A 23,873-nucleotide genomic window follows, 5' to 3' on the forward strand; every position below is an offset into this window, starting at 1 on the left:
TGCACCCAAACCTTAGAAAATCGCTATCTGCTCCGGTAGCGTTAGTAAGTATTTGGTACAAGAAGTTCAAGTTATGTATATTGCTTATGCAAAAGCTTTCTTTAAATGTTTACTTTCTTTTTCTGTTAATTCTTCGTGTGTAAGATTAATGTGCTGAAATGGTTTATTTACATTGAACAGTTCATAGAACAATTCCGTTCGTACATTGAACTTTTTATTGAGTGCCCACCATTGTTTCCAGTAGGGCAACTGTTCACGCACAATATGATGACGAAGCACCTGTGGTGCTTTTTCTTTGTAACCAAGACCTTTACGGCCAATTGTATAGCTAGCTGCTTGGTGAATAGAGATACCAAATTTACGCATATATTTAAGTTTGCCTGTAATAGATGTGTACGCTGGATTCACAACCATTACAGCTACACCCATCTTTTGAGCACGGCTTTCAATAGCTTGCGTCATTTTACGGTAAGCGAAGACACTTTTTAAACGGTTAGCCTTTTTATTTCCGTAAGCATCGCCAGTCTTGGAGAGTGTCGTATCAATGTCTTCCATTACAATTGGCTTGTTCTTGCGAACAGCTAAGTCTACAAGCGCTATGGCTTCTGCTTCAAGGATTTTTGTTGATTGACCAGTTGTTTTTTTATGTAGAGAAAACGAAAGCTTTCCACTTTCTAAAAAATTACCGTCCTTTGAAACATCTGTCCAGGCGAAGTGATCCACATTGCAATCTACACCAATGACGCCATCAGACGTAGAGAAATTTATGGACACTTCTTCTTCAACATCTAGTAAACATTTAATAATGTAATAGTCTTTGTGATCTTCGACAGACCAGGAGATAGGTTTTCCATTCGCCTTTTTATCTTTACAGTTCCGTTGGCGAATAACCGTTTGATTAACTTGTTCTTGTCCATAAGGAAAAACTACATTTGAAAACGTCACAACTTTTCCCGAAAGGGAAGTCATATGTAAGTCGCTTGTATCCGGTTGATAACTAAAGACAAAGTTCCCTGATGCTGAGTCTTTACGCCCTGAAATTAGTACTTGTTTGTTTCGTGCAGCTAAAAAGAGTTCTCGCCAAGACTGATGATCTTGTGCAAACTCTTTTTTTGTAAATTGGTGTTTAAACAACTTTTTCGAGCCAAAGACCACGCTGGAAATATGTGTGATTAACTTCTCTTTCTTACCTTCTAGACGAAAAAGGCGATGTTCTAAGCGCCCAATTTTTGCTTTAAGTCGTTTAATTGTGACATCTAGATATTGATGTTCGAATAAGTAGGTATTCATCCAAACGAGAGAACAACTCTTCAATTCTAGTGAAACCATTCCACTGGAGTGTAAAGTGTAGTTTCTATTTTTGGGAAACCATAGGTTTCCTTGAATGAAGCTTGCTTTTATCTTGCGAAGAGTGGTAAGGAGTGAACGTTCACTCTTAAGTTTTTTCTTTATCTTTTTAATCTTCTCGTCTGTTTGTTTGATATATAGCTTATTTAGTTCGGTTTGGGCTTTCAAGAGAGCTTGAGATTCGCGTACAATGCTGTTTGCCACATAATCGTTTACGCTAAACTTTCTTTTTACAACTAGGTGAATGCTTTCCTTATGTAACTCGCGTCCCCAACGTTTTTGACGGACAAGTGTTTGAAATACAAAACATTTGGCGCGATTAAACAATTTACTTAAGGCTTCCATTTCAGCTACTGTAAGGGCGTTTACGTCCTTTTTCCAAATGCGTTTTGAAAAGTACGTTTTCTTCATTTGTCTCCTCCTCCCGAACTGACGTTCTACCATTTAGTTAATAGTTTATAACAAGACAGGGAAATATTGCAACTCAGAGTTAAAAAATATTTAAAAAAGGCCGATTCATCCCCCACCTACTCGCTGGGCTACGCCCGTTCCGCTCCTTGAGGTGGGGGTCTTCTCGGCTATAATGATAAATAAGTGTTAAAGTAGGCCTAAGTGTACAGAATTACATTATAGGTCTACTTTTTTAAATGATTAAGCAGGCAAAGGAGTTTAAACAAAAAGCGCTTTAAGTGAAATATTATGATGTAAGTGTGTTGTCAAGCTTTTAAGTAGAAGAGAAAAAGGGAAGAAATATATACACAATTTAAAAAAGCTTGTTTGAATATAAGAAGAGAATGTTCATTTAAAAGTTAAATCTATTACTTTTATATTAGGAGGAGCTATGTCACGGAACCCTTATTTTGATAACCTAAAAGCCGTTTTAATTTTATTAGTCGTGCTTGGGCATACATTGTCAGAAGCAGTTAATGAAAATAAATGGGTTGCAAGTATATATATGTTTATTTATCTTTTCCATATGCCTGCATTCATACTAGTATCGGGATATTTTTCGAAAGCCATTAAAACAAAAAAAGATGTTTGGAAATTAGCTAAGAAGTTTCTAATACCTTATGTAATATTTCAGATTATATATACTTTGTACTATACAAAAGTATATGGGAACAAACTTGAAATGACGCTCTTAGAACCTCGTTGGGCTTTATGGTTTTTAATTAGTATATTTTGTTGGAATTTACTTTTGTTTATTTTTCCTAAAAACAGAGTGGGTTTACTTTTGGCAGTTGGTGTATCTCTGGTAGTGGGTTATGTTGGAAGTATTAATGAAACGCTGACATTTGCTAGGACATTTTTCTTTTTCCCGTTCTTCCTAATGGGATACTTATTGGATGAACAACATTTTACGAAACTAAAAATAAGGAGAAATGTTGTTGTATCTTGGTTAATATTTATTTCTTTATTTGTAATTGTCTATTACTTTGGTAATATAGACTGGAAAGAATGGTTATATGGAAGAATCCCTTATAGTGAAATAAGTAAAGGGCCGGTTGAGTATGGCTTTTTGAACAGAACAATTGTCTATTTATTTATGGCTGCGGCAACATATTGTTTTTTAACCATAGCACCAAAGAAACAATTAAGTATTACTAAGATTGGTTCGTTAACTTTAATTATTTATCTTTTCCATATGTTCATCTTAAAATATATACAAACTTCTCCTGTGTATGATTGGGTGGAACATACTAATCAATATTATGTTTTGTTCTTGTTACCAATTGTAGTGGTGTATTTACTTACAAGAAAAGCAATAGTGAAACTTGGGTTGTTTTTAATAGGGATACAAAGAAAAAGGAAAAAGAAATGGACACCAACAAAATAGCCTCATTCTAGCGTTTGAATAAGAGTTACTCTTTTGAAAAAAAGGGGAATAACAAAAATAAGTATTTAAATAAAGTCATTTAAATGTGTTTAACAGAATAGATAAGGATGCTTTTAATGAGATAATGAAAAAAACCATCTTGCGATAAGCTAGATGGTTTTTAATTTTTATGAAACGTACCAAAATTTAATTTTAAGAAATATTGTTTTTTAATTTTATACTAAGGCTCCTAGCTCTCCAAAAAGAATAGGAAGCAATTGTTCTTTTATAGTTTTCGCTAAGTAAGTGGATTTGCGATAATCCACGCAATTTTTAATCATTTCGAATATAGCAGTACGAGAACCGATAAAAATAAAGTTATCGGGAAGTGAGAATAATCTTGCGGCCTCTCTAACTGTTATAAAACGAGTGTCAAGAAGTGGGTGCAGGAAGGCTTCATCTTGGACGTGAGTAATAGTTGGCGCTTGCCCATTATAGATTAAGCGTTGACAGTAATTAGAAAACCTTTTCCCGCTAGCTCTTAAATGTTCGGGTACCCATTTTATATTTCCTCCTTGTGGAATGTACTTAATTCGTTCCCTTATTTTCTCTGTAGTAGTGAAATAGATGTCTTGCTGTGGTGCGTTTTCAATGTCTTTCCAAGCATCGGCCACTGTTCGATATTCTGCAACTGGTGGAAGTTCTAAGTGAGGGTTACCACCTTGGATACCAAAGATAAAAGCTCTTTTTCTCTTTTGGGCAGAACCTAAATCAGTACCTTTTATTACTTTTGCAACAATACCGAAATCGGCAAGGCGTTCTTTAATACGCTTGAGCATAGCTCCATCTTTGACTGAGAGAAATCTCTCCACGTTTTCAATTAGGAAACTCTTAGCTTTACTCCATTTAATAATGTTTAACGTCTGTTCAACGATTGGGTGGTATAAAGAATCGCTATCCCTAAAATTATTTTTAGTATTCAAAGCGCTAAAGGTAACACACGGTACACCTGCAATAACAAAATCCACTTCTGGAATATCATTCTCTGTAAGCTCCATTACATCTCTCATTACAATGTGATCTGAGATATTATGCTTATACGTTTGGATATGATAATCGCGAAGAGCTTTCTTTTCAAAACGGTCGTTAGCAAATACAATTTCGAAACCTTGATCAACAAACCCTTTGTCGAATGAACCACAACCTGAGAAAAGAGATAAAGTTTTAATAGATTTCTCCTTAAGCGGTTTGCTAATCTCAAGGTTTTGTCTACTACTCGCGACATCTTCTGATTCAGCTGTAAAGAAGTCGTAGATTGACATTTGTTCATAACCAGATGCTTTTGCAAGATCTTTAATATTAACGGCATAATGCTTTTTTGAAACAGCCGCTTTTTTTACTTTTGCTGATCGGAAATTAAGCACTTTGCCGTAAGATGTTTGCTTGCTCTTTTCTGCCTCTCTAGAAGTTACTAGCTCTTTCTCTACAGTTAAATAATGATTAGAAGAAGTATTAGAAAGACCTTTAACAGTTAAAATAATTTGTCCTTGGCTAATCTGGATTTCTACATCATTATATAGTTTGAAGAACTCAGTAATATCAGCTTTGTTTTTGATATCAATTACAGGAACTTCTTTTGGTGTTTTACCTCTAGCTTGTGTAGTTGTAGCAACGTGGTTTAAGGACTTCTTAATTGGAACAATAGTAATGCGTTTATTTTGCATATCCACTGCATACTTAATAGGTGTCCCTTTTTTGAAGCCGTACTCCTCTAAATATTGTGCCTCAACATAAATTCTATTTTTTTGTTTGTAATCTCGTCTTTTAATAATTTCAGTAACTTTTTTTAAAGACTCTTTGTATTTTTTGCCTCTATTTGAACATTTTCTAATGATATTTAACATTAAGATTCCTCCTAAGTTTTCCTTTGGTTGAAAAGATTATAAAAAGGAATCCCTTTATTTGGAGAAAAAAAGAATTTTAATCGTTAAATACGAAATACGGGTACACATTATTCTTGCTAAAAGTTTTCATTTAGTTTATCGGTTATAGGAAGAAGGGAAAGGTGACAGGATAAGAGAAACATAAAAGTTATAACTAATTAAATTTGAGGTGAAAATATGTGTGGACGTTTTTCTTTAACAACGGATATAGCGGAGCTTCAAGAACAGTTTAATTTTGATTTTAATGGAGAATTTGCATTTGGTTCCAGGTTTAATATAGCTCCATCTCAACAAGTTTTAACGCTAGGTTCTAGTGAAGGAAAAAGGGTTGGAACAACAATGAAATGGGGGCTGGTTCCTTATTGGGCTGATGATGTTAAAATCGGCTATAAAATGATTAACGCTAGAGGTGAGAGTGTTGATGAGAAAGCAAGCTTCAAGAGGCCTTTTAAAAGTAAACGCTGTTTAATTTTGGCTGATGGGTTTTATGAGTGGAAAAAAGAAGGAAAGAACAAACAACCCTTTAGATTTGTAATGAAAGATGAAAGACCTTTTGCGTTTGCTGGATTGTGGGAGGAATGGAATAGGGGAGAAGAACCGCTCTATACGTGTACTATTATAACTACTAAACCAAATAAGATTACTGAAGAAGTTCACGATAGAATGCCTGTGATTCTTAAGGAAGACGCATATGATCTATGGTTAGATCCTCAAATGGAAGATACAGAATACCTTAAATCGCTATTGGTTCCATATCCAGCGGAACAAATGAAAATGTATCCTGTGTCAACTATTGTTAATTCGCCTAAAAATGATGTCGAAGAGTGTTTGGCACCTTTAAATAGTATTTAGAAAAAGAAAAAACCCTTTTATAAGGGTTTTACGCATCTACCCGTTTTGTGCATTTAAAACAGGATTAAATTTTTGATCTGCGGTATCCGGCTTTTTCTGCTTGTTTTTCGTTTTTAAAATAATTCACAGGTTTAACAGAATAGTAGAGTCTACCTTCCGGACAATGATATATCTTTTCGCCTTTAGAATTAATATTAGCTTTAATGGGATAAAATTTTGTTTTAAAAGAAAGTGCTAGATTTTTAAACACGGCAATCACCTCGCTAGAAAATTTTTAGCATAGGTACCGGTAATTTTCACGATAAGTGGTTGTTTTTATAAAGCTGTTATGATGTATTTTTTAATTGATTTAAGGAATGAAGGTTATATCAAATATAAAGATATCCTTAGAAAGAAAGAGGGATGAATCGGCATATACCAAAAAGAAGACATATAAAATACTTAGGGGTTGATGGTGAAAACCAGCTGCTATAAGCTTACTAAAAGCTCTTATAGTAGTTTTTTTATTTTCTTGAAAAATTATTTTTAAGAATAGATTTTTCGAAAATAAAAAGAGCTCGTATTGCTCTTTAAATTACACCGTCTTTATAATATTTCGTCCAGTTTTTATCTCCCTGGTGCTCAATGTCTGCTACGGTTTTCTCTAGTTCAGAGATAATAATCCGCTTTATATTGTAAAGTGTTTCTTTAAACATTGCTTGTTCTTCTAAATTAGGTTTAATACCTGATAACGCATCAATAGCGATAGTTCTTCGGTTTTGTTCCTCTAATGCGGTAATAGCTGCTTCATAATGTTCTGCTAATTTAGCTAAAGACCTACCATCTCCTGAAAGGCCAGAATAGACTTCTTCAATTTTTTTATTCATAAGTTCCAACTCCTTGTTGTCAAAAATAACTTGATGACATTGTTATATATTGGTATTGATAATAGTCAAGTTAATTTCTAAAAAAATGTAATTCTAAATATGACCTATAAAAGAATGATGTGTAAACGATGCTTGTTACCGTTATAAGAATGTGATTTCTGTATAATTAATAACTTATTTTTAAATAGCAAAAAGTTCAGTTTATGTTAAATGAAAACTCCTTTTATAAGAAAAAGAGTAAAAATATTCAACTATTTACCATATATTGAAATAATATAAAAACTTTTTAGTAAAAAATATAACTATTTTAGATTATTTTGGGCCTTTGCCCAGAAAATTGTTTATAATAGTAAGTAGAGGGGTTCTTTTGAACTCCAATATAGAGAAAAAGAAAAAGGAAAGAGGAGAAAATATGTCGAAAGTTGCAATTGGAATTATGACTGGAGTACTAGCATTAGGTATTGCGGGATGCTCATCTGGGGATGGTGATACATCTAAATCTGTTAATGCCGATGAAAAGAACAAGCAAGTAGTACATAAGGAAGAAGAGAAAGATGTTAATGCTACAGAAGGCAAAGACAATGTAGAAACAACACCGACTGATAATGAAGGAAATGTTTCAGAGACAAGCGGTTCAAATTCAAGCTCTAAAAATAGCAGCGATAATAGCAACAATAACAGCCCTCAAGAGAGTAGTAAAAGTAATGATACACCTGCTATTCTAAAAGAAGGTCAAATTAAAAACTTATTAACTGATAATATGGATGCTATCTTCTCAGCGTTTAATAAAGCTGGCGATCAGTATGGTTGGAATAATGCAAATCCATCAGATTTCAGTAAGTTATCACCTAAATTAACTCCGTATGCTACATCAAGCTTTATTAATAATGATCTAAAGTCACTTGCTAAAAAATACTATTGTGAATGTGATGAGCATTTTAAACCAGAGTTAAATATGGATGTTCGTTTTTCATATGAGCAAAATGGTAATAAATTGAGTATTGTTGCTTTAGAACCAGCAACAGATTTCTTGAATATGGGAAGTAAGTGGGAATTTACATACTTATTTGAAGATGGAAAATGGAAGCTTAACTATTGGAAAGCAACGTCCTTAGAACACAAAAACCTTAATTTAACAAAAGACGAAGCTAAAGCTCTTGCAAGTCCTTATGGTGATAAAGCAGAATATGACGGTGCCGTAACCTCTCTTGATGCTGATGGCGCAAAAGCTTATGTATTCCGTATCTATAAAAATGGTAAACCTCAAAATGTAATAGGTATTAGTGCTACTAATACAAAATTAGTCTATGATTTAGAAGAAGAGTTTTCTATTGATGATGACGCACCGGCAACACAAGATAAGGATGCTTCTGAGGGGGGAGCTGGTGAGGCTGACAAAAAAGCTGAACAAGATAATAGTTCACAAGACGATTCATCGGACACAGACAAAAACAATACTACTGCTACATTAGGTAACTTTAATATTTATAATGAATATTTAAATATTGAAGTTGGTGGTCCAGACGATAATATGCATTTCGGTTATCTACCTGAAGAGTTAATTGCTAAGTTTGGTAAGCCAATTGCTATTACCACTTCATCAAATGGTGCAGACTTTCAATATAGCGATGCCATTTATTCATTGTCTCGCGCAGATGGTAAAGTTTACAAAGTAACTATTACAGGTAGTAGAGCGGCAAGTTATTATAAAGACTTTGCCACTGTTAAGAAAGTTTATGAAGGTGATGGGGTTTATGGAGCTTTTGATTTAGAAGAAACAAATGATAGTGAAGGGTACCATTTAGTTTATGATAACTACAGTACTGCTAGACACACTTATACATCAAGTAATCAAGAAGGAAACCCAATTAAGAAAATTGTTGTAGAGTTAACTGACAACTAAGTTATAATATAATATTTATTAAAAAGACCTTTCTACTGCTTTAATGCAAATAGGAAGGTCTTTTTGTTTTTTAAGACTTATTCATATTTAATTAAATTGCCTTCACTGTCTTTAAAGTTACCAGCAATAATAACAATAAGATCAATTAAAGACCAAATGCCGAACCCACCTAAAGTTACTAACATAACAATGCCTGTACCAATTTTACCGACAAAGAAGCGGTGAGCTCCTAAACCTCCTAAGAAAAAGCATAACAAAACAGTAATTAACCAATTCTTTTCTGATGATGTAATCATTTACTTTATCACCTCACTTTTAAAAAAACATAGATACCATTCAGTAGAAATTGCGAAAGTCCTTAATCTTCCTCAGACAAGTTGTAAAAGAGAAATAAAAAGGTGATAAATGACAAAATTGAAAAACAAAAAAATACAAAAAGGTAAAATTATTAGAAAAAATAGGCTTGCGCAGATATTCCTATTTTTATATACTAAAAAACAGATGAAAAAAATATCAGTCGAAAAATATAAAAGAGACAAAAATCATAAATAGATTTAAAGAGAGGTATACATATTATGCAAGAGAACGGTAGTGAAATAAATAGAGGGTTAGTGGATGTGACTCCGGATGTAAGATTATTAAGCGTCTTGAGAGCAACAGGAGTAAATTTAAATACAGCAATGGGTGAAATAGTTGATAACTCTATTGATGCTGGTGCTAATGAAATAGATTTGTATGTATACAATAACGACAGAAAAAAATCCAATATTATGATTGTCGATAACGGTAAAGGTATGAACGATGCAACGTTAAGAGGATCATTAACTCTTGCTAAAGAACTAAAGCTTGGAATTAATCAATTAGGTAAGTACGGAATGGGAATGAGAACAGCAGCTTTAAGTTTAAGCACCCAGTTTGAAGTTTTTACTCAAAAAGCTTCTGGAGAAGTACTTTACGGTGAATACAATATTAACAAAATGGAACAATTGGGCCAATTTAAAACAACGGTACGGCTTGCTAATGAAGAAGAGGCGTCTTTCTTTAAAAGTAAATTAGGAAGAAGACAGCGCTCAGGGACTATCATCATTATTAAAAATGCTGACCGCTTAGATGTAACACATCAAACTTTTGTTAGACAAATGCAATCTTTTATTGGTTTAACATATAAAAATTTTATTAATAGAGGCATTGCTTTTACTGTAAATGATGTTCCTGTTAAGGGAGATAAAATAGAAGCAATTGATGTATTAATGAGAGAAAATAAGAAAACATTTGTAGTTGCAGAAAGAGATCACTACGTTGTTGAGTATAATGCTCCAAAAACTGACCAAGTGAAAAATACTTCTATTGAAGTGTCTGCTACTGTTCTGCCTAAGCCGGACCACAATAGTAGAGGTAAAAAAGTTGATGGTAAAGATGTTCAATTGCCTATGAATCAAACAAATCAAGGTATTTATTTCTATCGTGAAGGTCGAATGGTAGGCCAAGCACTAAATTGGCATAACGTTTTTGGGGAAAGACACAATGAGAAAAACCGCCTTAGAATTGAAATTAATTGTAAAAGTGAGTTGGACCAAGAAATTAATATGAACTTCCTAAAAGGAAATGTTCATCCTACTACACAATTCAAAAATCAACTATCAGAAATTATTGAACCTTATATGAGTGAAATGAGAGAAAGGCTTTATAAAGAAGAGAAAAAAGAATTAGCTGCAAAGGCAAAGAAAATTGCTACGGGGTTGCAACAGAGAAAAATAGAAATGGTTATTCCTGGCCCAATGGTTAACAGTAAACAAAGATCAACTGGTATAGATAAAGTTAAAGTTGGTAGTAAAACTGATAAAGTAACTGATAATAAAGCTGTAACCAAAACAAATATTACTAAAAGAAATAGCAAATCTAACAGCGCAGTTCGTGATATTAAAAATTTGTTAGTAGCTGCTAAAGAAATTAGAAAACTACTTGAAGCTAAAGACGTAAGTGAAGAAGTAAAAAATGAACTTAGAGCAGAATTAGGTTTGGCTGTAGCTGAATTGGAAACTGTTTAAATTGATGATAGGTGCTTTTAAATAAAAGCATCTATTATTGCGGTTATTTAAAAACTATTTGTGGACATACATTTCACTAACTAATTAACGGAATATTTATATGGGTGGTAACGGAAATGAAGATTGAACTGAACAACGGTGCTTATTATGAGATTAGAGAAAAAAACTCTAGCCTGTATCAAGTTTTTTATTGCTGGGGAGAAAACCTTTTTTATAGTGGCCAAGAAAAGGGAGAAAGAATGATGTCGAGCAAAACGACTTTCAAACAAGCTACAGAAACTGCTAGAGAAATAAAAAGAGTTTATGAAATGAACTTTCTGCGAATGGGTTAAGTATAAATTTTAAATAATAGAGCAAGAATAAAAAGGTGATGTATATAATATACATCACCTTTTTAGCGTACAAATTAACCATTAAGGGTTGTTATAAGAACGTTGAATAAAATATAAGTTATCCAAGTATAAGAAAAGAAGGGTGTTGCTCATATGGAAGAAAATGAAGAAAAAGAAGGGAATTTCTTTATAGGTCTTTTTTGGGGAACGCTTATTAGTGTACCGCTATGGATAGCAATAATAGGCTGGTATAAACTTTTGTTTTAAAAACTAATATAATTTTTTAACTCGCTATGTAGCGGGTTTTTTATTTTGTTCTTTGACCAGTTTTATAACAGAAAATAAACTAGTTTGGTTAGGTTAAACAAGGTCTTTATGACAACAGAGCGAAAAGTATAAAAGGATAAGAGGAGGGAGAACTTTGAGCTCTGTCGAAAGTCAACAAGATAAGTATTTTAATAAGATGACTTTGTTATCAGGAATGGTGGGTTCAGGGAAAACATATGCTATCAGAGAAATTGTAAAAAAGAAGATAGCTACTAATAAAACGTATATCATTCAACATACAAATGACTTTGGTTCCCTCTGTGAAGAACTAAAAGGTAATTTAATAGTAGTTAACAATGTAGTAGAAATTAATATGTTTGGCTTTTACCCAGCTAGCTATACATCAGGGGATTACTATTCGTATTTATTTGATTGTCATTGCAAAGAGCTTTTTGTGTTTCTTAAGCTGTTATTGGAAAGAGATATGGGAAATGTAGAAAAAGTCCAGTTAATGAGTGCTATTTTAGAGATGTATGAGAGTGTGGGAATAACCAAGGGAAGGTTTAATCCTAACTATGAATACGCACCTAACCATCTATGCTTTAGTACATTCTGCGAAGTGCTAAAGGAACATAGTGATAACTTATATAAAGAATTTAAAGTGTATTCTCCTTTAATGGTAGAAGACAAAAACATCTCCAACTATTTTGGCAAAAAGAATAGAGGTCTAGACTTAAAAAACAACCTTAACTTAATTTATACAAATGGAATGTATTCTCTAGCGGTTCTATATTCTTATGTAGTCGCTATTAAAAGAAAAATGAGAATAGAACCAGAGCCAACTTTATTAGTAGTAGATGAAGGTTTTTTGTTCTTAAAAGATGAACACTTGCTAGAAACCTTAATACTAAACAGCGGAGCATCTTCTGTTCAAACAGAGTTGTTAATTTCTATTCAAAGCCTTACAGATCTCTCGGAAAACTTAAACGAAATATTGAGTGCTGCTAGTAAAGTTATTCTATTTAGACAAGGTAAAAATGAAACACCGATCTTAGAATCTAACCTTAAATTACCTAAGAACATAGTTAGACAAACTCATTCATTGCTAACAGGCGAAGCAATGGTCATAGAAAATAAACATATGTATCCAATTAAATATAGCTAAAAACCGGTTTAGGTTTTTAACTATATTTTCTTAAGGGTATGTTTAAAATAAGTTTATTTTTTCTTATATGTAAATGTAAGAACGAACTAAATCTAATTTTTATGTGCTTCTTTACAAGTTGCGTCCAATGCTTGAATTAGCGCATCTGCTTCCTCCCAAGAGTACACTGTGGCACCGGAAGCAAGTGGATGGCCGCCTCCGTTAAAGCGGTATGCGACACTGTTAATAACAGTACCAGCAGAGCTAATTCTTACGCGAATACTATCTGGGTATTCAATAAACAGAACCCACACTTTGTTGCCTTCAATATCTGCAAGAGTGTTTATTAAATTCCCAGCTGTGTTTCTATCTACTCCGAATTGTTTTAGTACGTTTCTTGTCATTCTAAAATGAGCAACTCCGTTTTTTGAACGTTCATAATTAAGTAAAAGTGTTCCTTGTAACCTTGCTGTATTATTGTCTTTTTTATATAGAGTGCTAAAGATAAGCTGAGGGTTAAAGTCAAATGTCATTAATTCTGCAGTATACTTCATTGTTTGTGTTGTAGTACCACGGTATAGAAATCTCCCAGTATCACCAACTATTCCAATGTATAAAAGCCTAGCTGCTTCTGAGTTAAGTTGGAGAATATGTTTATGTTTGGTGAATAAGTCCATTATCATCTCGCTTGTTGAACTATAAGAAGTATCAACCCAAGAAAGATTTCCATAGGGCTCAAGATCAGGGTGGTGATCAATTTTGATTAGAAACGAAGCAAGTTTAAATCTTTTATCGCAAATGCGTGGAAGGTTAGCTGTATCGCATACAATAACTAAAGCGTCTTTGTAAACATCATCCGAAATTGTATCCATTCGATGAATGAACTTTAGCTCTTCTAATTCCTCTCCAACGACGTAAACATTTTTAGAAGGGAAAGACTCTTTAATTATTTTTTTGAGTCCACACTGAGAACCTAAAGCGTCAGGATCGGGGAATACGTGACGATGAATGATAATAGTTGAGTATTCTTTAATCTTGTCTAAAACTTGAGTTTGAATAGATGTCATTTACTGATATAACTCCTTTTTCTATGAAAACCACTTCATAATAGCAGAAAGAGAAAATCTATTCCAACTAAATTGAGCACAAATATTGAAAAAAAGTTAAAAGAAAACATACAATGTAGAATGTTATAAAGAGCTGAATTTTAATAAGGAAGTGACTAATGAAAAGACATATACCCAACGCTTTTACTTTTGGAAACCTGTTTTGTGGGTTTTTATCAACTAGCTATACAATTAATGGAGACTTGAAAAGTGCAACAATACTAATTTTTATTGCTATTATGCTAGATGCGGTAGATGGTAGAATTGCAAGAATACTCGGGGTATCTAATCCTATTGGAAAAGAGTTGGATTCACTAGCTGATATTGTATCTTTTGGGGTGGCTCCGGCTTACTTAACCGCTTATTCCTATTTTATTAATTTTAATGTGTATGGCTTAATAATGGCAGGTGCTTTCCCTCTATTTGGGGCTTACCGCTTAGCAAGGTTTAATACTACTTCTCAAGAAGAATCGTTAAAGCATTTTAAAGGTATACCCATTACTTTGGCTGGTGGTGTAGTCACGTTTTTGGTGTTGTTTCAAAAGGACATTGCTTTATGGGTATTCATAATTGCATTTTATTTACTCTGCATTCTTATGGTAAGTACAATAAAACTTCCTAGCTTTAAAAAAGTGGGATTACCTAAAAACAGTGTGCTAATAACATTATTCCTTTTCTATATGTTTTATTTATTTGCTAAAGCGGAATTTAAACACGTACCTTTTTTATTTTATATTGCGCTTAGTACTTATATATTGTTTGTTTCGGTACGTTACATAAAAGAAAAAGAGCCCAAGTTTCCTATTAAGAATAAAATGTTCGTAAGAAGGTTTAAAGTTAAAAGAAAAAGGCGTAATGGAAATAAAGATGCCTAAGAAACGAAACGCTGATGGTCGTAAGAGTGATGAAAGTATGTCCAATATTACAGAGCAGCAAATTAGAGATTCTGTAGAACATACGTGGAATGAAGATCCTTATTGCAAGGACTGGGGTAACTCCGAAAAGACATATTATATATATGAGGGGTTATTAAAGTGGGCAAAACTTAGTAAAAGTAATCATATATTTTTGTTAAGGTTGTTGCTGAGTTTAAATAAGCAGAAAAACGAGAAAGAGAAGGAAGATCAAAAAGAAATAATAGAAAAAATAAGCAGAGTACTTAATAATTTAAACAAGTAAAAAAAGCACACAGTAATTGTGTGCTTTTTTTACTTGTTAATGTAGTTGAAGAAAAAATACCCAAAAAAATTTTTTAATTTACTTTCGTAAAATATGATATAATTTTTTTTAGCGAAAAACATAAAAGAAGGTGTACGGAATGTACGATAGTATTATTGGATTGAACGTAAAAGTTAAAAAAGAAAATATAGATGGAAAGATAATTAGTGTATATGAAGATGCTGAAGATACAGTCTTCGTGGTTGAAGCAGGTCGAGAAATATATAAAAGTACAATAAATGATTTTAATGTCGATATGGGAAGTATTAAAGAAAAAATAAATAACTTAATGAAACAAAAAGCTTTTCTGGAAGAATTTGCGGCAATTAGTACATATTAATTATAAATGTGTCTTAAGGAAATGTATCAGAGGCTTACGGCCTCTTTTTTAATTAATGGAGGAAGAATGAATTTACTAGACGAAGCATTAAATGTAGCGTTGGAAATGAAGAAGATAGATGCAAATTGGGAGGCTTTCTATTTACTATCAGAAGAATTGGTAAAAAGAAGTATAGAAAATTATGAAGAGTTTTTTGTCTTGCTTCATAGATATGCTGAGGAAGAAAAGTATGTAATGTTAATGTTAATTATTATGAATGGTGAAAGCTTTAATTTAAAATTTAAAGAAGTATTTTCTAAGATAAACGATAGCCAAGTATTGTACTCGATCTTAAATTTAATAGACATCAAAGAGTATTATCCAGGGTTAATTGATGAGGTACAGTTATTTTTAAACAACAGGGAAATTAGTGGCGTAATACCAAAGCGCTTCAAGTACTTAGTATACAGCACACAAAAAGTACTAACGTATGTTAAGGAGTATACTGCAAACGCGATAACAAAATAAATTTTTGATAACGAACTCACTTGTAAATATAGCTATTTGCAAGTGAGTTTTTTGATGGTTTAATTTTTATGTTTAAAAAACGTTACAGGAAACATAAAGCCTTTTAATGCAATTCGCTGGTCATCGCCTTTTACTTTATATATTTCCAAATCGTCCTTTGTTTTTCCGATTTGCTTTCCTAATTTTAAGTTATCGTATTTATCTGGTGTGACTTCTTGTTCGCCTTCAGATAAATATAATTGGTTCTTATATTTTAGCTTATGGACAGCATACTCACTGCCGTTAATGGTAATGCTGTCTGCATTTTTTTCTAACTTATAAGTAGGTAGATCCTTGCTGCAACCGCTAAATATAATAAGAGACATACAAAAACAAAATAAAGACTTTTTCATATCTTACCTCAATTCGAATTGTTAATTTATTACTCGAATTCTATTTTATACTTAATTAGGGAAATTGGATATAAAAAAATCCTTCATTTTAAAAAGGTAGTTTTAAAGCTAAAGGCAACCAGCTGTATAAAAACTACGGAAATCTTGACTTTTAAAAACGTCATATGTATACGGTGAACAATTATATATGACTGGGTGGTGACATTTATGTATTCAGATAATATTGAGTTTCAGCAATATCAAGAAAAGATTCATAAAAAACAGCATATAGGAAAAGTAGAGAATTATTTTGAGATGTTAAAAGCAAGCAAAAAGAAAGTAACCGATAAAAATGTAGGTTTGCGAATTAGTGAAATAGATTACGACTCATTAAATGATAATGAAATTTCCTTTAAATCTAGAAGGGAATTGAAAGTACCCGAAACCTTAAATGGTATTGAATTAGACGAATTAAAGTCTCAAGTTACGGAAGATATAATGAAATTAGATAATAACAAGTTGCTTCAAAAACTAATGTTACTAAAGGGCTGATGGTAGCTTATATTAAGCTGACATATATAAGTTGAGTGATTAAAAAAAGCTGATGTTACTCAGCTTTTTTTGTTTCAAAACTTACTTATGCAGTTACAAGATTTAATTTACATAGAAAGATGCTGTTTTAGAAGTAACTAAATAACCTGTTTTACTCATTAGTACACTAATAGTATATTTACCGCTTGGACTCTTCCAAGAAGTAGGCACACTGATTGTGTATACTCCATTTTGATTTGTGTAATGAGTATTTTTATAAACTATGCCGCTAGGACTTTTTACAACGATATCAAACCTTGCCCAAGGCACAGGGATGTTGCCGTTATATCTTGAGTAGACACCTATTAAAACAGAAGAACCTTTTTTGTATGAGCTATATGTAGAAAATGTGTAAGCGTTTAAAGGTGTAGTTTGTGCAGTGGTGATATTAAACTGTGAGGGGGCGCTGCTGCTACCGTAGTTACCGGCAATTACTTGATATTGATAACTAGTATTAGGTTTTACGGTCGTATCTGTATAGTTTAAACTGTTTCCTTTGTAGATTGTTATGCCATTTCTCTTTAACTCATAGAATGTAGCGTAATCTGAGTTACTCCAATTTAAGGTAACAGAATTTCCGGTCACACTAGTTGTTTTAAAATTTACGGGTGAAGAAGGTGTTAGGGGATAGCTTATAATTGCAGTAGTTGCTGGTGTAGCTGATTGTATGTGGTTTTTAACAGCATACAATTTGTATTGATAATAAGTGTGTGGCGTTAAAGTAGTATTATTATAAGTTGTGTTTGTGCCTTCGTAAATCGTTACACCATTTCGAGTTAACCTATATGAAGTAGCGTCAGAAGAAGGGTCCCAGGAAAGAGCGGTTGTGTAAGAAGTTACTTTTGACGCATAAAAATTTGTAGGTGCGGCAAGTAAAGAAATACTATCCATAATGGGTGCTTGAACTAAGCCGTAGCCATAGCTTGAATCCCGGCCTACTGGTCCTAAATCGATTGCGTTTTGATGCACCATATTTCTAATTTCATCTGGAGTAGCACTAGGATACTCTTGTTTATATAGAGCTAATACGCCTGCTACATAAGGAGTGGCCATTGAAGTGCCATCCATAGATGCGTATGTGTTGCCTTTATAAGTGCTAATAACGTTAACTCCTGGTGCGGCAACTTCAATTTCTGGTCCTCTATTCGAAAAGGAAGCTAGGTTATTAGAAGTATCGGTTGCAGAAACAGCAATAGCGTGGTTATATTTAGCTGGATATTCTACTGGTGCTCCATCATTACCAGCAGCGGCTACAACTAAAATTCCACTATTGTAAGCTTTGTCGATTGCTTGTTGGAAAGCATAAGATTCACTAGAACCTCCTAAACTCATATTAATAATATCCATATGGTTTTCAATTGACCAATCTATTGCTTTAATAATATTTGAATTATATCCGTTACCCATACTGTCCAGTGCTTTTAAAGCATATATGTCACTATCAGGGGCAATACCAACAACACCGAAAGAATTATTTTTAGCGCCTACAATCCCAGCTACGTGTGTGCCGTGACCGTTATCGTCAAGGTAAGACGTTGTGTAAAATACAAAGGATTTACCGCCTGCAATATTAAGATCGTTGTGTATAGCGGCTCCTGAGTCAATAATAGCAACTTTAACTCCTTTTCCTGTTAATCCAGATTCCCAAGATTTTATGCCATTAAGAGCGTTAATTCCATAAGGGATAATTTGAGAACTTGTTTCCTTAATTTTAACAATGTCATCATTTTCTACTGCGGTGACGTTCGGGTTGCTTTCTAAGGCCTTCATTTCAGTATCTGAAACTTCTAAAGAAACAGCATTAACGTGTTTGAAAGACTGTTGTACATCCCCAGTGTTTTCGATTTGATCTTTAGCGTTTTTACTAATGTTACTTTTGTATGTCACGATGACTCTTTGTTCTCCTATATCAGGCTTTTCAATAGTCTTTGCTTGGGATATAGCTTCTGCGTGGATGTGGTCAACGGCAATAGGGAGAAAAAGGGTAGCAGTTAAAGTGCTTAAAATCGCTCTGTATATCCTCTGTTTATCTATAAAATTCATAGCAACGCCTCCTCGGAAAAATTAATTATTTTAAATAAAAATAGTAATTTTTCAAGAAAAGTCAATATGAATTGAGATAAAGTTTTTATAAAGGTATCATATTTTAATTCCAGGCATTATAAAAAGCCCCTGAACTAGATGGTAGGGGGCTTTTAAGCAGTCGTTTCATAAATTAATCCATATTTAATCTTTACCAAATTAACCAAACAAAATAGAGTAAAGAGTTTGAGACTGAGTTTTTTGCCGTTGGAGAACTTCGGAATAGTGCTGTTGCTTTAGTTGCTCCTGTGCTAATAAACTTGATGTCTGGGCTTCATCGTTCGTCATTATTCTAGAATATGCGGTTTGATAATTTTTAAGGTTCTTATTCCAGTATGAACTTTCTGTATTTAACACATCCATATCTATTTGAACCTTTGCTTGTTCATTTGAATTTAGTGAAATAGCTCTCTCGATATTCTTAAGTGCATTTGGATCTTGTGCATTTAAATTAGTTATCTTTAAGAAATCGGTTAAGTTTAAAGAGGAGCCCGTCATTAAATGTTTTATGGCATTGTTATTGTTACCGCTTGTGTCCGCAAAGGTAGAGGAAGTGGACGGGTCATCAAATAACCATTCACCTACTAATCCATCATTTGTAACTTGCCCATTCATATTGTTGCTTATTTCAGATTGACTAAGTGAACGGTTGTAAATCCTTACGTTATCCATAGAAGCTTCGGGTGAGTATAAAAATAAATCATCATCATTTGTTGTTAATAAGCCGCTACCAACTCTTGTCCCTACAGCGTCACCATCTATATACAACTGACCTCCTTTTTGGTAATCGTATTCTACAGCAATATGGTACCATTGACCGGTACTAAGCTTTGTAGAATCGCTTGTTTTTTGGAAAGTTCCATCAGCATTGCCGTAAAGTTGAATAGTTCCTGCTCAGCTAGGATTAATCCCATTGTCAGTACCAAAAAGATATAATACAAAGTTAGCGGTTGAAGTGCCACTGTCTCCCCAACTGTTAAGAAGGTGCATCGCATATTCTGTTGTGTTTTCGTCTAAAAAGTAATCCATTTCAATCGTTAAATTTTTATCTAACTTTAAATTTTGTGATGAAGGGATACCGACAACTCCTCCTGTAGATCCACTTGATTTATCAAAGGTTAGAACACCCTCAGTAAATAATTTTTCACCTTCAAAAGTAGTATTGTTGCCAATGTCATCAACATTCTTTAATAAGTTGTTAATTTGAGTTTGGATAGATGTCTTAATACCAGAGTCAGTAGTGCTATTACTTTGGTTAATTAAATCTTTTATTTGGCGTAGAATACCATCTGTAGTAGTTAAAGCGTTGCTTTTAGTGGAGTACTTAGATATGGAGTGGTCAATTCCATCTAGCTTAATTTTTAATTCATTAATTTTAGATGTTAGCCTGTTCGATACCGCTAAACCAGTGGCATTTTCGCTAGATGAATTTATTTTTAAACCAGTGTTGAGCCTTTTTTTCGCTTGGTCAATAAGGCGTTGGCTTTGACTAGAGCTATATGGTATGTAGTTGTTAATGTAAAACAAAATTTTCAACCTCCTTGTAAAGATAAAAAAATATTTTGTTTAAAATAGCTGTGACTCGATTTTCTGAAGATGAATATACTTAGTTTTTAAAAGGTTGGTTGAAATAAGTAAAAAACATAAAGGAATGTGAGACCTAAACAAAATTATAAAAGAAAAGATACAAACAATAAATTCTGAATATTATAATTACTCTTTTATGTTTTTTTCTTTAAATTTTTTTTCGTTGAAAAATATAAATGTTTTTATTATAGTAAGTAAGAGAAAAATTATTAAGGGCGGTATAACATAAAAATGAAAGATTTAGTGCTGGAAGTTTTAAAAAGTAGAAAAACCAAAAGGTTTTTACTGTCTGACTTAGAATGTGAAATTAAAAATAAGTTAGGAGAAAAAAGAGGTCCTTTTTTTTATAATGATTTTGCTCAGATAATTTTAAGTTTAGAAGACGAAAATATTATCAAAAAAATTAAAAGTTCTAAAATGTATTCTTCGAACTCTTCTTTGTACAACAAATATCAAATAGTACAAGAGGTAGAAAAAGTAGATGAAAAGTTAATAACACTGTTATTAGCGAAAATAAACCCTAGAATTAATACAACTTTTTATTTTAAAGAGAATGAAAAGTTAAAGACAGATTTGCCATATATTCAACAGATAAGTGAGTTTTTAAGTGGTGGCAGCATATTTAACTATATAAGTTTAAATGAAAGATCTTATGAATTATTTGGGGACGAAAAATATTTAGCTTCTAAAGAGGGTAGATCACTGCAATAGGATTTTCTTTTGATGACTTGTATTGCTACCAGACATTTGAGCCTTTCTTTTATTTTCAAAGACCGAACGAATCTATTGAAAATATATTAATAATAGAAAATAAAGATACGTTTTTTAGTTTAAAAAAACTTTTACAGGATAATGTTAGAGTCTGGAATGGTATTAATATTTCAATTTTAATTTACGGGGAAGGTAATAAAATCACTAAAAGTATTCAATACATAGAAGAAATAGGAATAGAGAAAAACGTACCCATTTATTATTTTGGCGATTTGGATCCAGAAGGAATTGCTATTTATAACCGTGCTAACGAAAGAACAGAAAGAGACTTGTTGCCTTTTACTATGTTTTATAAGGAACTATGGGAATGTAAACACAACAAAAAGAAATGGAAGAATCAAAGTTGGAATACGGAAGCGATCTCGAATTTTTTTAGTTATTTCGATAATTCTTGGACCAATCAAGTAATTCCCTTTTTGGAAAAAAGAAATTATTTACCACAAGAAGCACTAAACATAGAGTTACTAAGGAGATTGTCTGATGGATATAACGAAGCTATTTGAGGGTTTTTCAGAACGATATAAAAACATTATGTTATTTCAACCTATTTTTCAATTATCAAACAGTAAACACCCTAAGTATAAAGAAATAGATATGATGGAAGTTGGAATAGCGGTTTTGCTATTTATGCTAAATAAGATGCTAGTTGGAGAAGGGAAAATTTCACCTGAGCATATTAATTCTTTCTTACGAACATTGCTTAGGGAAAGATATAATATGCAGTTAAGCACCGAAGAAGTTGATGATTTACGCGTGTATCTAATTGATGATAAGTTGCGCAATGGAGGGCAAAAGTTTTTTTATCAATATAAGGATTTAGCGACTGGTGATATGAAGGTATATTCGTTTGAGTTGTTAACCTATGATGACTTTGAAGTAAAAAATTTAAAAGAGAAGAATTTGTACTTAAAGCTATCGCAACAAGGTATTGAAATGCTATTTAAGACAAAAGAGATGTTTGTGGAGATGCAAATCAGTGTTACGATGCTATATTTTAAGCAGCAGTTAAAAAAAGGTGCTTTTACTCGGGCTTTATCAGCTGTTGAAGAGTTGAAATTGCAGATACAAACTCAGATCAACACAATTTTAAAGTATGATAGTGACATTCGTGCAAATGCATTAACAATTTTTAAACGTAATAAACTGGAAAAGAAATATCGCGATTCTGCTGAACAGACAAAACAAGAGAAGAAGCAGTTAAGTGACCTGAGAGTAACTATTGATAATGTAAAAGCAGGATATATTGCGGGTAATTTAAGCAGAAAAGAGCAAAGGGCATACGATCAAGTGTTAAGAATTGAAAGAGAATTAACATCCTGTGTGGTAAAACACGAAATATTGTTCACTAAAAAATTTGAGTTATTAAAAACTCTTACTAACTCTTTTCAACTATTAATAGAAAATGCGTTTAGTAAAAATCTGAATTTCGAACAAGAAATTCTACAATCTTGGATTGAAAAGAAAATTAATCAAGAAAAGGCGCACAATATCTTGAAGCCGCTAATGCCTTTGAAGAAAACAAAAGTTTATAATCCGTATTTAGCTTTTAATCCTCAGTATGTAAAAAAGAAGAAGAGTGAAGATGAACAATTTAACATAGAAATTGATGAATTGTCGTTGGCATTACGTAGGGAAATTTTAGAACAAGAAAAAGATGAAATATTTAAGAATGAGCTTGAGTCACTAAGAATAATGTTAAAACCTCTACTAAAAAGCAAGCGATATTTTATCTCAGAGGCATTGAAGGAACTAAGGGAACAAGAACCTAATCGATATGATGACTTAGAAAAGAGGTTATTGCAGCACTTTCTTAACGTTAGTGTAAAAATTCACAGAAGTATATATAAAGATTTTGAATACCTTCGACCAAGTGAAGTAATAAACGATACAGATGAAGTTCAAATGTTGGCTGCTTTGGTTAGAGAAGAAGGTGAGTTTGAAGATATTGGAGGTTTTGAAATGATTTCTACTGAAAGATCTTTCAAACTTAGTAATGAAGTAAGTATGACGGACTACATTATTGAAAGGAAAGAAAAATCAAATGAATTATGAAGAAAGTGAAATGAAGGAAGCTTTTACTCTTTACCATAAATTGTTGGGGAAAGGGAAAATTGAAAAGAGAGAAGATACTGAGACATATCGTTTTTATTTTTCTCCAAGAGTTCGTGACATTTTTCAAAACATTATTTTACCAATAGCTAAAGTTCGTGTGTTCAATGTCGATGAAACAATATATTTAATGCCGGACATTGACAATGACATATTTAGTTACACAAACGAAGAGTTGCGCAATTTAATGAAATTAAATTCTAACAAAGAGTTATATACTGTTCAATTTATCTGGTTAAATGTCATTAGTGAGTTTTATGGGGAGCAATTTCAATTAACAAATGAATCCCGAACATATGTAAAAGTAGAAATGATATTGAGAAAAGTAAATGAGTACATAAATCAGTTTAAGCAATTGAATGATGAAGAATTATTTGATTTGTCCGTTGAGTATGAAATGGACTTAGAAGGACTTGTAGGAGTATGGGAAAGTCTTGGGAAAATGACGGAAGACGTTAAAGACTATAAAAAAGCAACAAAAAGAGATTATGGATTTGTCTTAAAGGCATTAAGTTTTTGGGAAAATGAAAAACTTCTTATTATAAGAAACGATGATGAAATTGTTTTAACTGAGAAAATGAAACAGATGGCCGGCCAGTTCTATCATCACGAAGAAAGAATTAATCAAATTAAAGAATTATTAAATAAAGTAAAATAAGGATTGGCGTAAAGG

25 protein-coding genes are annotated in these 23,873 nt (G+C 32.6%); 15 read left to right on the plus strand and 10 right to left on the minus strand.

Features of this window, described 5'->3' with window-relative positions:
• Positions 1 to 84 precede the first annotated feature (84 nt).
• On the minus strand, positions 85 to 1,758 hold the full coding sequence (locus WKH56_RS06495) for an IS200/IS605 family accessory protein TnpB-related protein (protein WP_342834955.1): 1,674 nt from the start codon (positions 1,756 to 1,758) through the stop codon (positions 85 to 87).
• Positions 1,759 to 2,188: 430 nt separating this feature from the next.
• Here WKH56_RS06495 and WKH56_RS06500 point away from each other — a divergent pair, with 430 nt between their 5' ends.
• Positions 2,189 to 3,184 (plus strand): acyltransferase family protein, encoded by a 996-nt coding sequence (locus WKH56_RS06500; RefSeq protein WP_316910603.1) that lies wholly within the window; start codon positions 2,189 to 2,191, stop codon positions 3,182 to 3,184.
• A gap of 215 nt (positions 3,185 to 3,399) precedes the next feature.
• Here the strand turns inward: WKH56_RS06500 and WKH56_RS06505 are convergent, their stop codons facing one another.
• Complete coding sequence (locus WKH56_RS06505; RefSeq protein WP_342834956.1) at positions 3,400 to 5,067, minus strand: DNA cytosine methyltransferase; 1,668 nt, start codon at positions 5,065 to 5,067, stop codon at positions 3,400 to 3,402.
• A gap of 216 nt (positions 5,068 to 5,283) precedes the next feature.
• Here WKH56_RS06505 and WKH56_RS06510 point away from each other — a divergent pair, with 216 nt between their 5' ends.
• A complete protein-coding gene (locus WKH56_RS06510) occupies positions 5,284 to 5,958 on the plus strand; it encodes an SOS response-associated peptidase (RefSeq protein ID WP_342834957.1) in 675 nt (224 codons plus the stop codon).
• 64 nt (positions 5,959 to 6,022) lie between these two features.
• On the opposite strand, the gene WKH56_RS06515 is transcribed toward WKH56_RS06510, so the two are convergent.
• A complete protein-coding gene (locus tag WKH56_RS06515; RefSeq protein ID WP_342834958.1) occupies positions 6,023 to 6,217 on the minus strand; it encodes a sunset domain-containing protein in 195 nt (64 codons plus the stop codon).
• Positions 6,218 to 6,527: 310 nt separating this feature from the next.
• Positions 6,528 to 6,824: a hypothetical protein gene (locus WKH56_RS06520; protein ID WP_342834959.1), complete on the minus strand. Its 297-nt coding sequence runs from the start codon at positions 6,822 to 6,824 to the stop codon at positions 6,528 to 6,530.
• A 412-nt stretch (positions 6,825 to 7,236) separates the two neighbouring features.
• On the opposite strand from WKH56_RS06520, the gene WKH56_RS06525 reads away from it, so the two are divergent.
• Positions 7,237 to 8,727, plus strand: coding sequence for a hypothetical protein (locus tag WKH56_RS06525; protein ID WP_342834960.1), 1,491 nt, complete (start codon positions 7,237 to 7,239; stop codon positions 8,725 to 8,727).
• Between the two features lie 77 nt (positions 8,728 to 8,804).
• Here WKH56_RS06525 and WKH56_RS06530 read toward each other — a convergent pair whose 3' ends face one another.
• The gene (locus WKH56_RS06530; RefSeq protein ID WP_342834961.1) at positions 8,805 to 9,023 is read right to left on the minus strand and encodes a TM2 domain-containing protein; all 219 of its coding nucleotides are present in this window, start codon (positions 9,021 to 9,023) and stop codon (positions 8,805 to 8,807) included.
• A 279-nt stretch (positions 9,024 to 9,302) separates the two neighbouring features.
• On the opposite strand from WKH56_RS06530, the gene WKH56_RS06535 reads away from it, so the two are divergent.
• The 3 genes from WKH56_RS06535 (at position 9,303) to WKH56_RS06545 (ending at position 12,539) form a co-directional block, all read left to right on the plus strand.
• Positions 9,303 to 10,775: an ATP-binding protein gene (locus tag WKH56_RS06535; RefSeq protein WP_342834962.1), complete on the plus strand. Its 1,473-nt coding sequence runs from the start codon at positions 9,303 to 9,305 to the stop codon at positions 10,773 to 10,775.
• Between the two features lie 116 nt (positions 10,776 to 10,891).
• Entirely contained in the window at positions 10,892 to 11,107 is a 216-nt protein-coding gene (locus WKH56_RS06540) for a hypothetical protein (protein ID WP_316910595.1), read from the plus strand.
• A gap of 421 nt (positions 11,108 to 11,528) precedes the next feature.
• A complete protein-coding gene (locus tag WKH56_RS06545; protein ID WP_342834963.1) occupies positions 11,529 to 12,539 on the plus strand; it encodes a hypothetical protein in 1,011 nt (336 codons plus the stop codon).
• A 92-nt stretch (positions 12,540 to 12,631) separates the two neighbouring features.
• Here the strand turns inward: WKH56_RS06545 and WKH56_RS06550 are convergent, their stop codons facing one another.
• Positions 12,632 to 13,585 (minus strand): DHH family phosphoesterase, encoded by a 954-nt coding sequence (locus WKH56_RS06550; RefSeq protein ID WP_342834964.1) that lies wholly within the window; start codon positions 13,583 to 13,585, stop codon positions 12,632 to 12,634.
• Between the two features lie 158 nt (positions 13,586 to 13,743).
• Between WKH56_RS06550 and pssA the strand changes: the two genes are divergently transcribed.
• The 4 genes from pssA to WKH56_RS06570 all read left to right on the plus strand — a co-directional run bounded on the left by pssA (position 13,744) and on the right by WKH56_RS06570 (position 15,689).
• Positions 13,744 to 14,499 (plus strand): CDP-diacylglycerol--serine O-phosphatidyltransferase, encoded by a 756-nt coding sequence (pssA, locus tag WKH56_RS06555; RefSeq protein WP_316910592.1) that lies wholly within the window; start codon positions 13,744 to 13,746, stop codon positions 14,497 to 14,499.
• Entirely contained in the window at positions 14,492 to 14,803 is a 312-nt protein-coding gene (locus WKH56_RS06560; protein ID WP_342834965.1) for a hypothetical protein, read from the plus strand. Before pssA ends, WKH56_RS06560 begins: the two co-directional genes overlap by 8 nt.
• Positions 14,804 to 14,942: 139 nt before the next feature.
• Positions 14,943 to 15,182 carry a hypothetical protein gene (locus WKH56_RS06565; RefSeq protein ID WP_316910590.1) on the plus strand — a complete coding sequence of 80 codons (240 nt, stop codon included), beginning with the start codon at positions 14,943 to 14,945 and terminating at the stop codon, positions 15,180 to 15,182.
• Between the two features lie 66 nt (positions 15,183 to 15,248).
• A complete protein-coding gene (locus tag WKH56_RS06570) occupies positions 15,249 to 15,689 on the plus strand; it encodes a hypothetical protein (protein ID WP_316910589.1) in 441 nt (146 codons plus the stop codon).
• 59 nt (positions 15,690 to 15,748) lie between these two features.
• Here WKH56_RS06570 and WKH56_RS06575 read toward each other — a convergent pair whose 3' ends face one another.
• Positions 15,749 to 16,081, minus strand: coding sequence for a hypothetical protein (locus WKH56_RS06575; protein ID WP_342834966.1), 333 nt, complete (start codon positions 16,079 to 16,081; stop codon positions 15,749 to 15,751).
• A 207-nt stretch (positions 16,082 to 16,288) separates the two neighbouring features.
• Between WKH56_RS06575 and WKH56_RS06580 the strand changes: the two genes are divergently transcribed.
• Positions 16,289 to 16,612, plus strand: coding sequence for a hypothetical protein (locus tag WKH56_RS06580; RefSeq protein WP_316910587.1), 324 nt, complete (start codon positions 16,289 to 16,291; stop codon positions 16,610 to 16,612).
• A 102-nt stretch (positions 16,613 to 16,714) separates the two neighbouring features.
• Here the strand turns inward: WKH56_RS06580 and WKH56_RS06585 are convergent, their stop codons facing one another.
• The 3 genes from WKH56_RS06585 to WKH56_RS06595 form a co-directional block, all read right to left on the minus strand.
• Positions 16,715 to 18,694 carry a S8 family serine peptidase gene (locus WKH56_RS06585; protein ID WP_342834967.1) on the minus strand — a complete coding sequence of 660 codons (1,980 nt, stop codon included), beginning with the start codon at positions 18,692 to 18,694 and terminating at the stop codon, positions 16,715 to 16,717.
• Between the two features lie 198 nt (positions 18,695 to 18,892).
• Entirely contained in the window at positions 18,893 to 19,618 is a 726-nt protein-coding gene (locus WKH56_RS06590) for a LamG domain-containing protein (protein WP_342835593.1), read from the minus strand.
• Between the two features lie 9 nt (positions 19,619 to 19,627).
• On the minus strand, positions 19,628 to 20,260 hold the full coding sequence (locus WKH56_RS06595; RefSeq protein ID WP_342834968.1) for a flagellin: 633 nt from the start codon (positions 20,258 to 20,260) through the stop codon (positions 19,628 to 19,630).
• 291 nt (positions 20,261 to 20,551) lie between these two features.
• Between WKH56_RS06595 and WKH56_RS06600 the strand changes: the two genes are divergently transcribed.
• Genes WKH56_RS06600 through WKH56_RS06615 form a run of 4 tightly spaced genes read left to right on the plus strand, consistent with a single transcriptional unit; the run spans position 20,552 to position 23,858 of the window.
• Positions 20,552 to 21,031 (plus strand): hypothetical protein, encoded by a 480-nt coding sequence (locus WKH56_RS06600; RefSeq protein WP_342834969.1) that lies wholly within the window; start codon positions 20,552 to 20,554, stop codon positions 21,029 to 21,031.
• Positions 21,032 to 21,048: 17 nt separating this feature from the next.
• On the plus strand, positions 21,049 to 21,594 hold the full coding sequence (locus tag WKH56_RS06605) for a Wadjet anti-phage system protein JetD domain-containing protein (RefSeq protein WP_342834970.1): 546 nt from the start codon (positions 21,049 to 21,051) through the stop codon (positions 21,592 to 21,594).
• Positions 21,572 to 23,143: a hypothetical protein gene (locus tag WKH56_RS06610; RefSeq protein WP_342834971.1), complete on the plus strand. Its 1,572-nt coding sequence runs from the start codon at positions 21,572 to 21,574 to the stop codon at positions 23,141 to 23,143. Before WKH56_RS06605 ends, WKH56_RS06610 begins: the two co-directional genes overlap by 23 nt.
• Positions 23,133 to 23,858: a DUF6063 family protein gene (locus WKH56_RS06615; protein WP_316910581.1), complete on the plus strand. Its 726-nt coding sequence runs from the start codon at positions 23,133 to 23,135 to the stop codon at positions 23,856 to 23,858. The genes WKH56_RS06610 and WKH56_RS06615 overlap by 11 nt, the downstream gene beginning before the upstream one ends.
• Positions 23,859 to 23,873: the final 15 nt, after the last annotated feature.

This window comes from Priestia sp. SB1 (assembly GCF_038898415.1).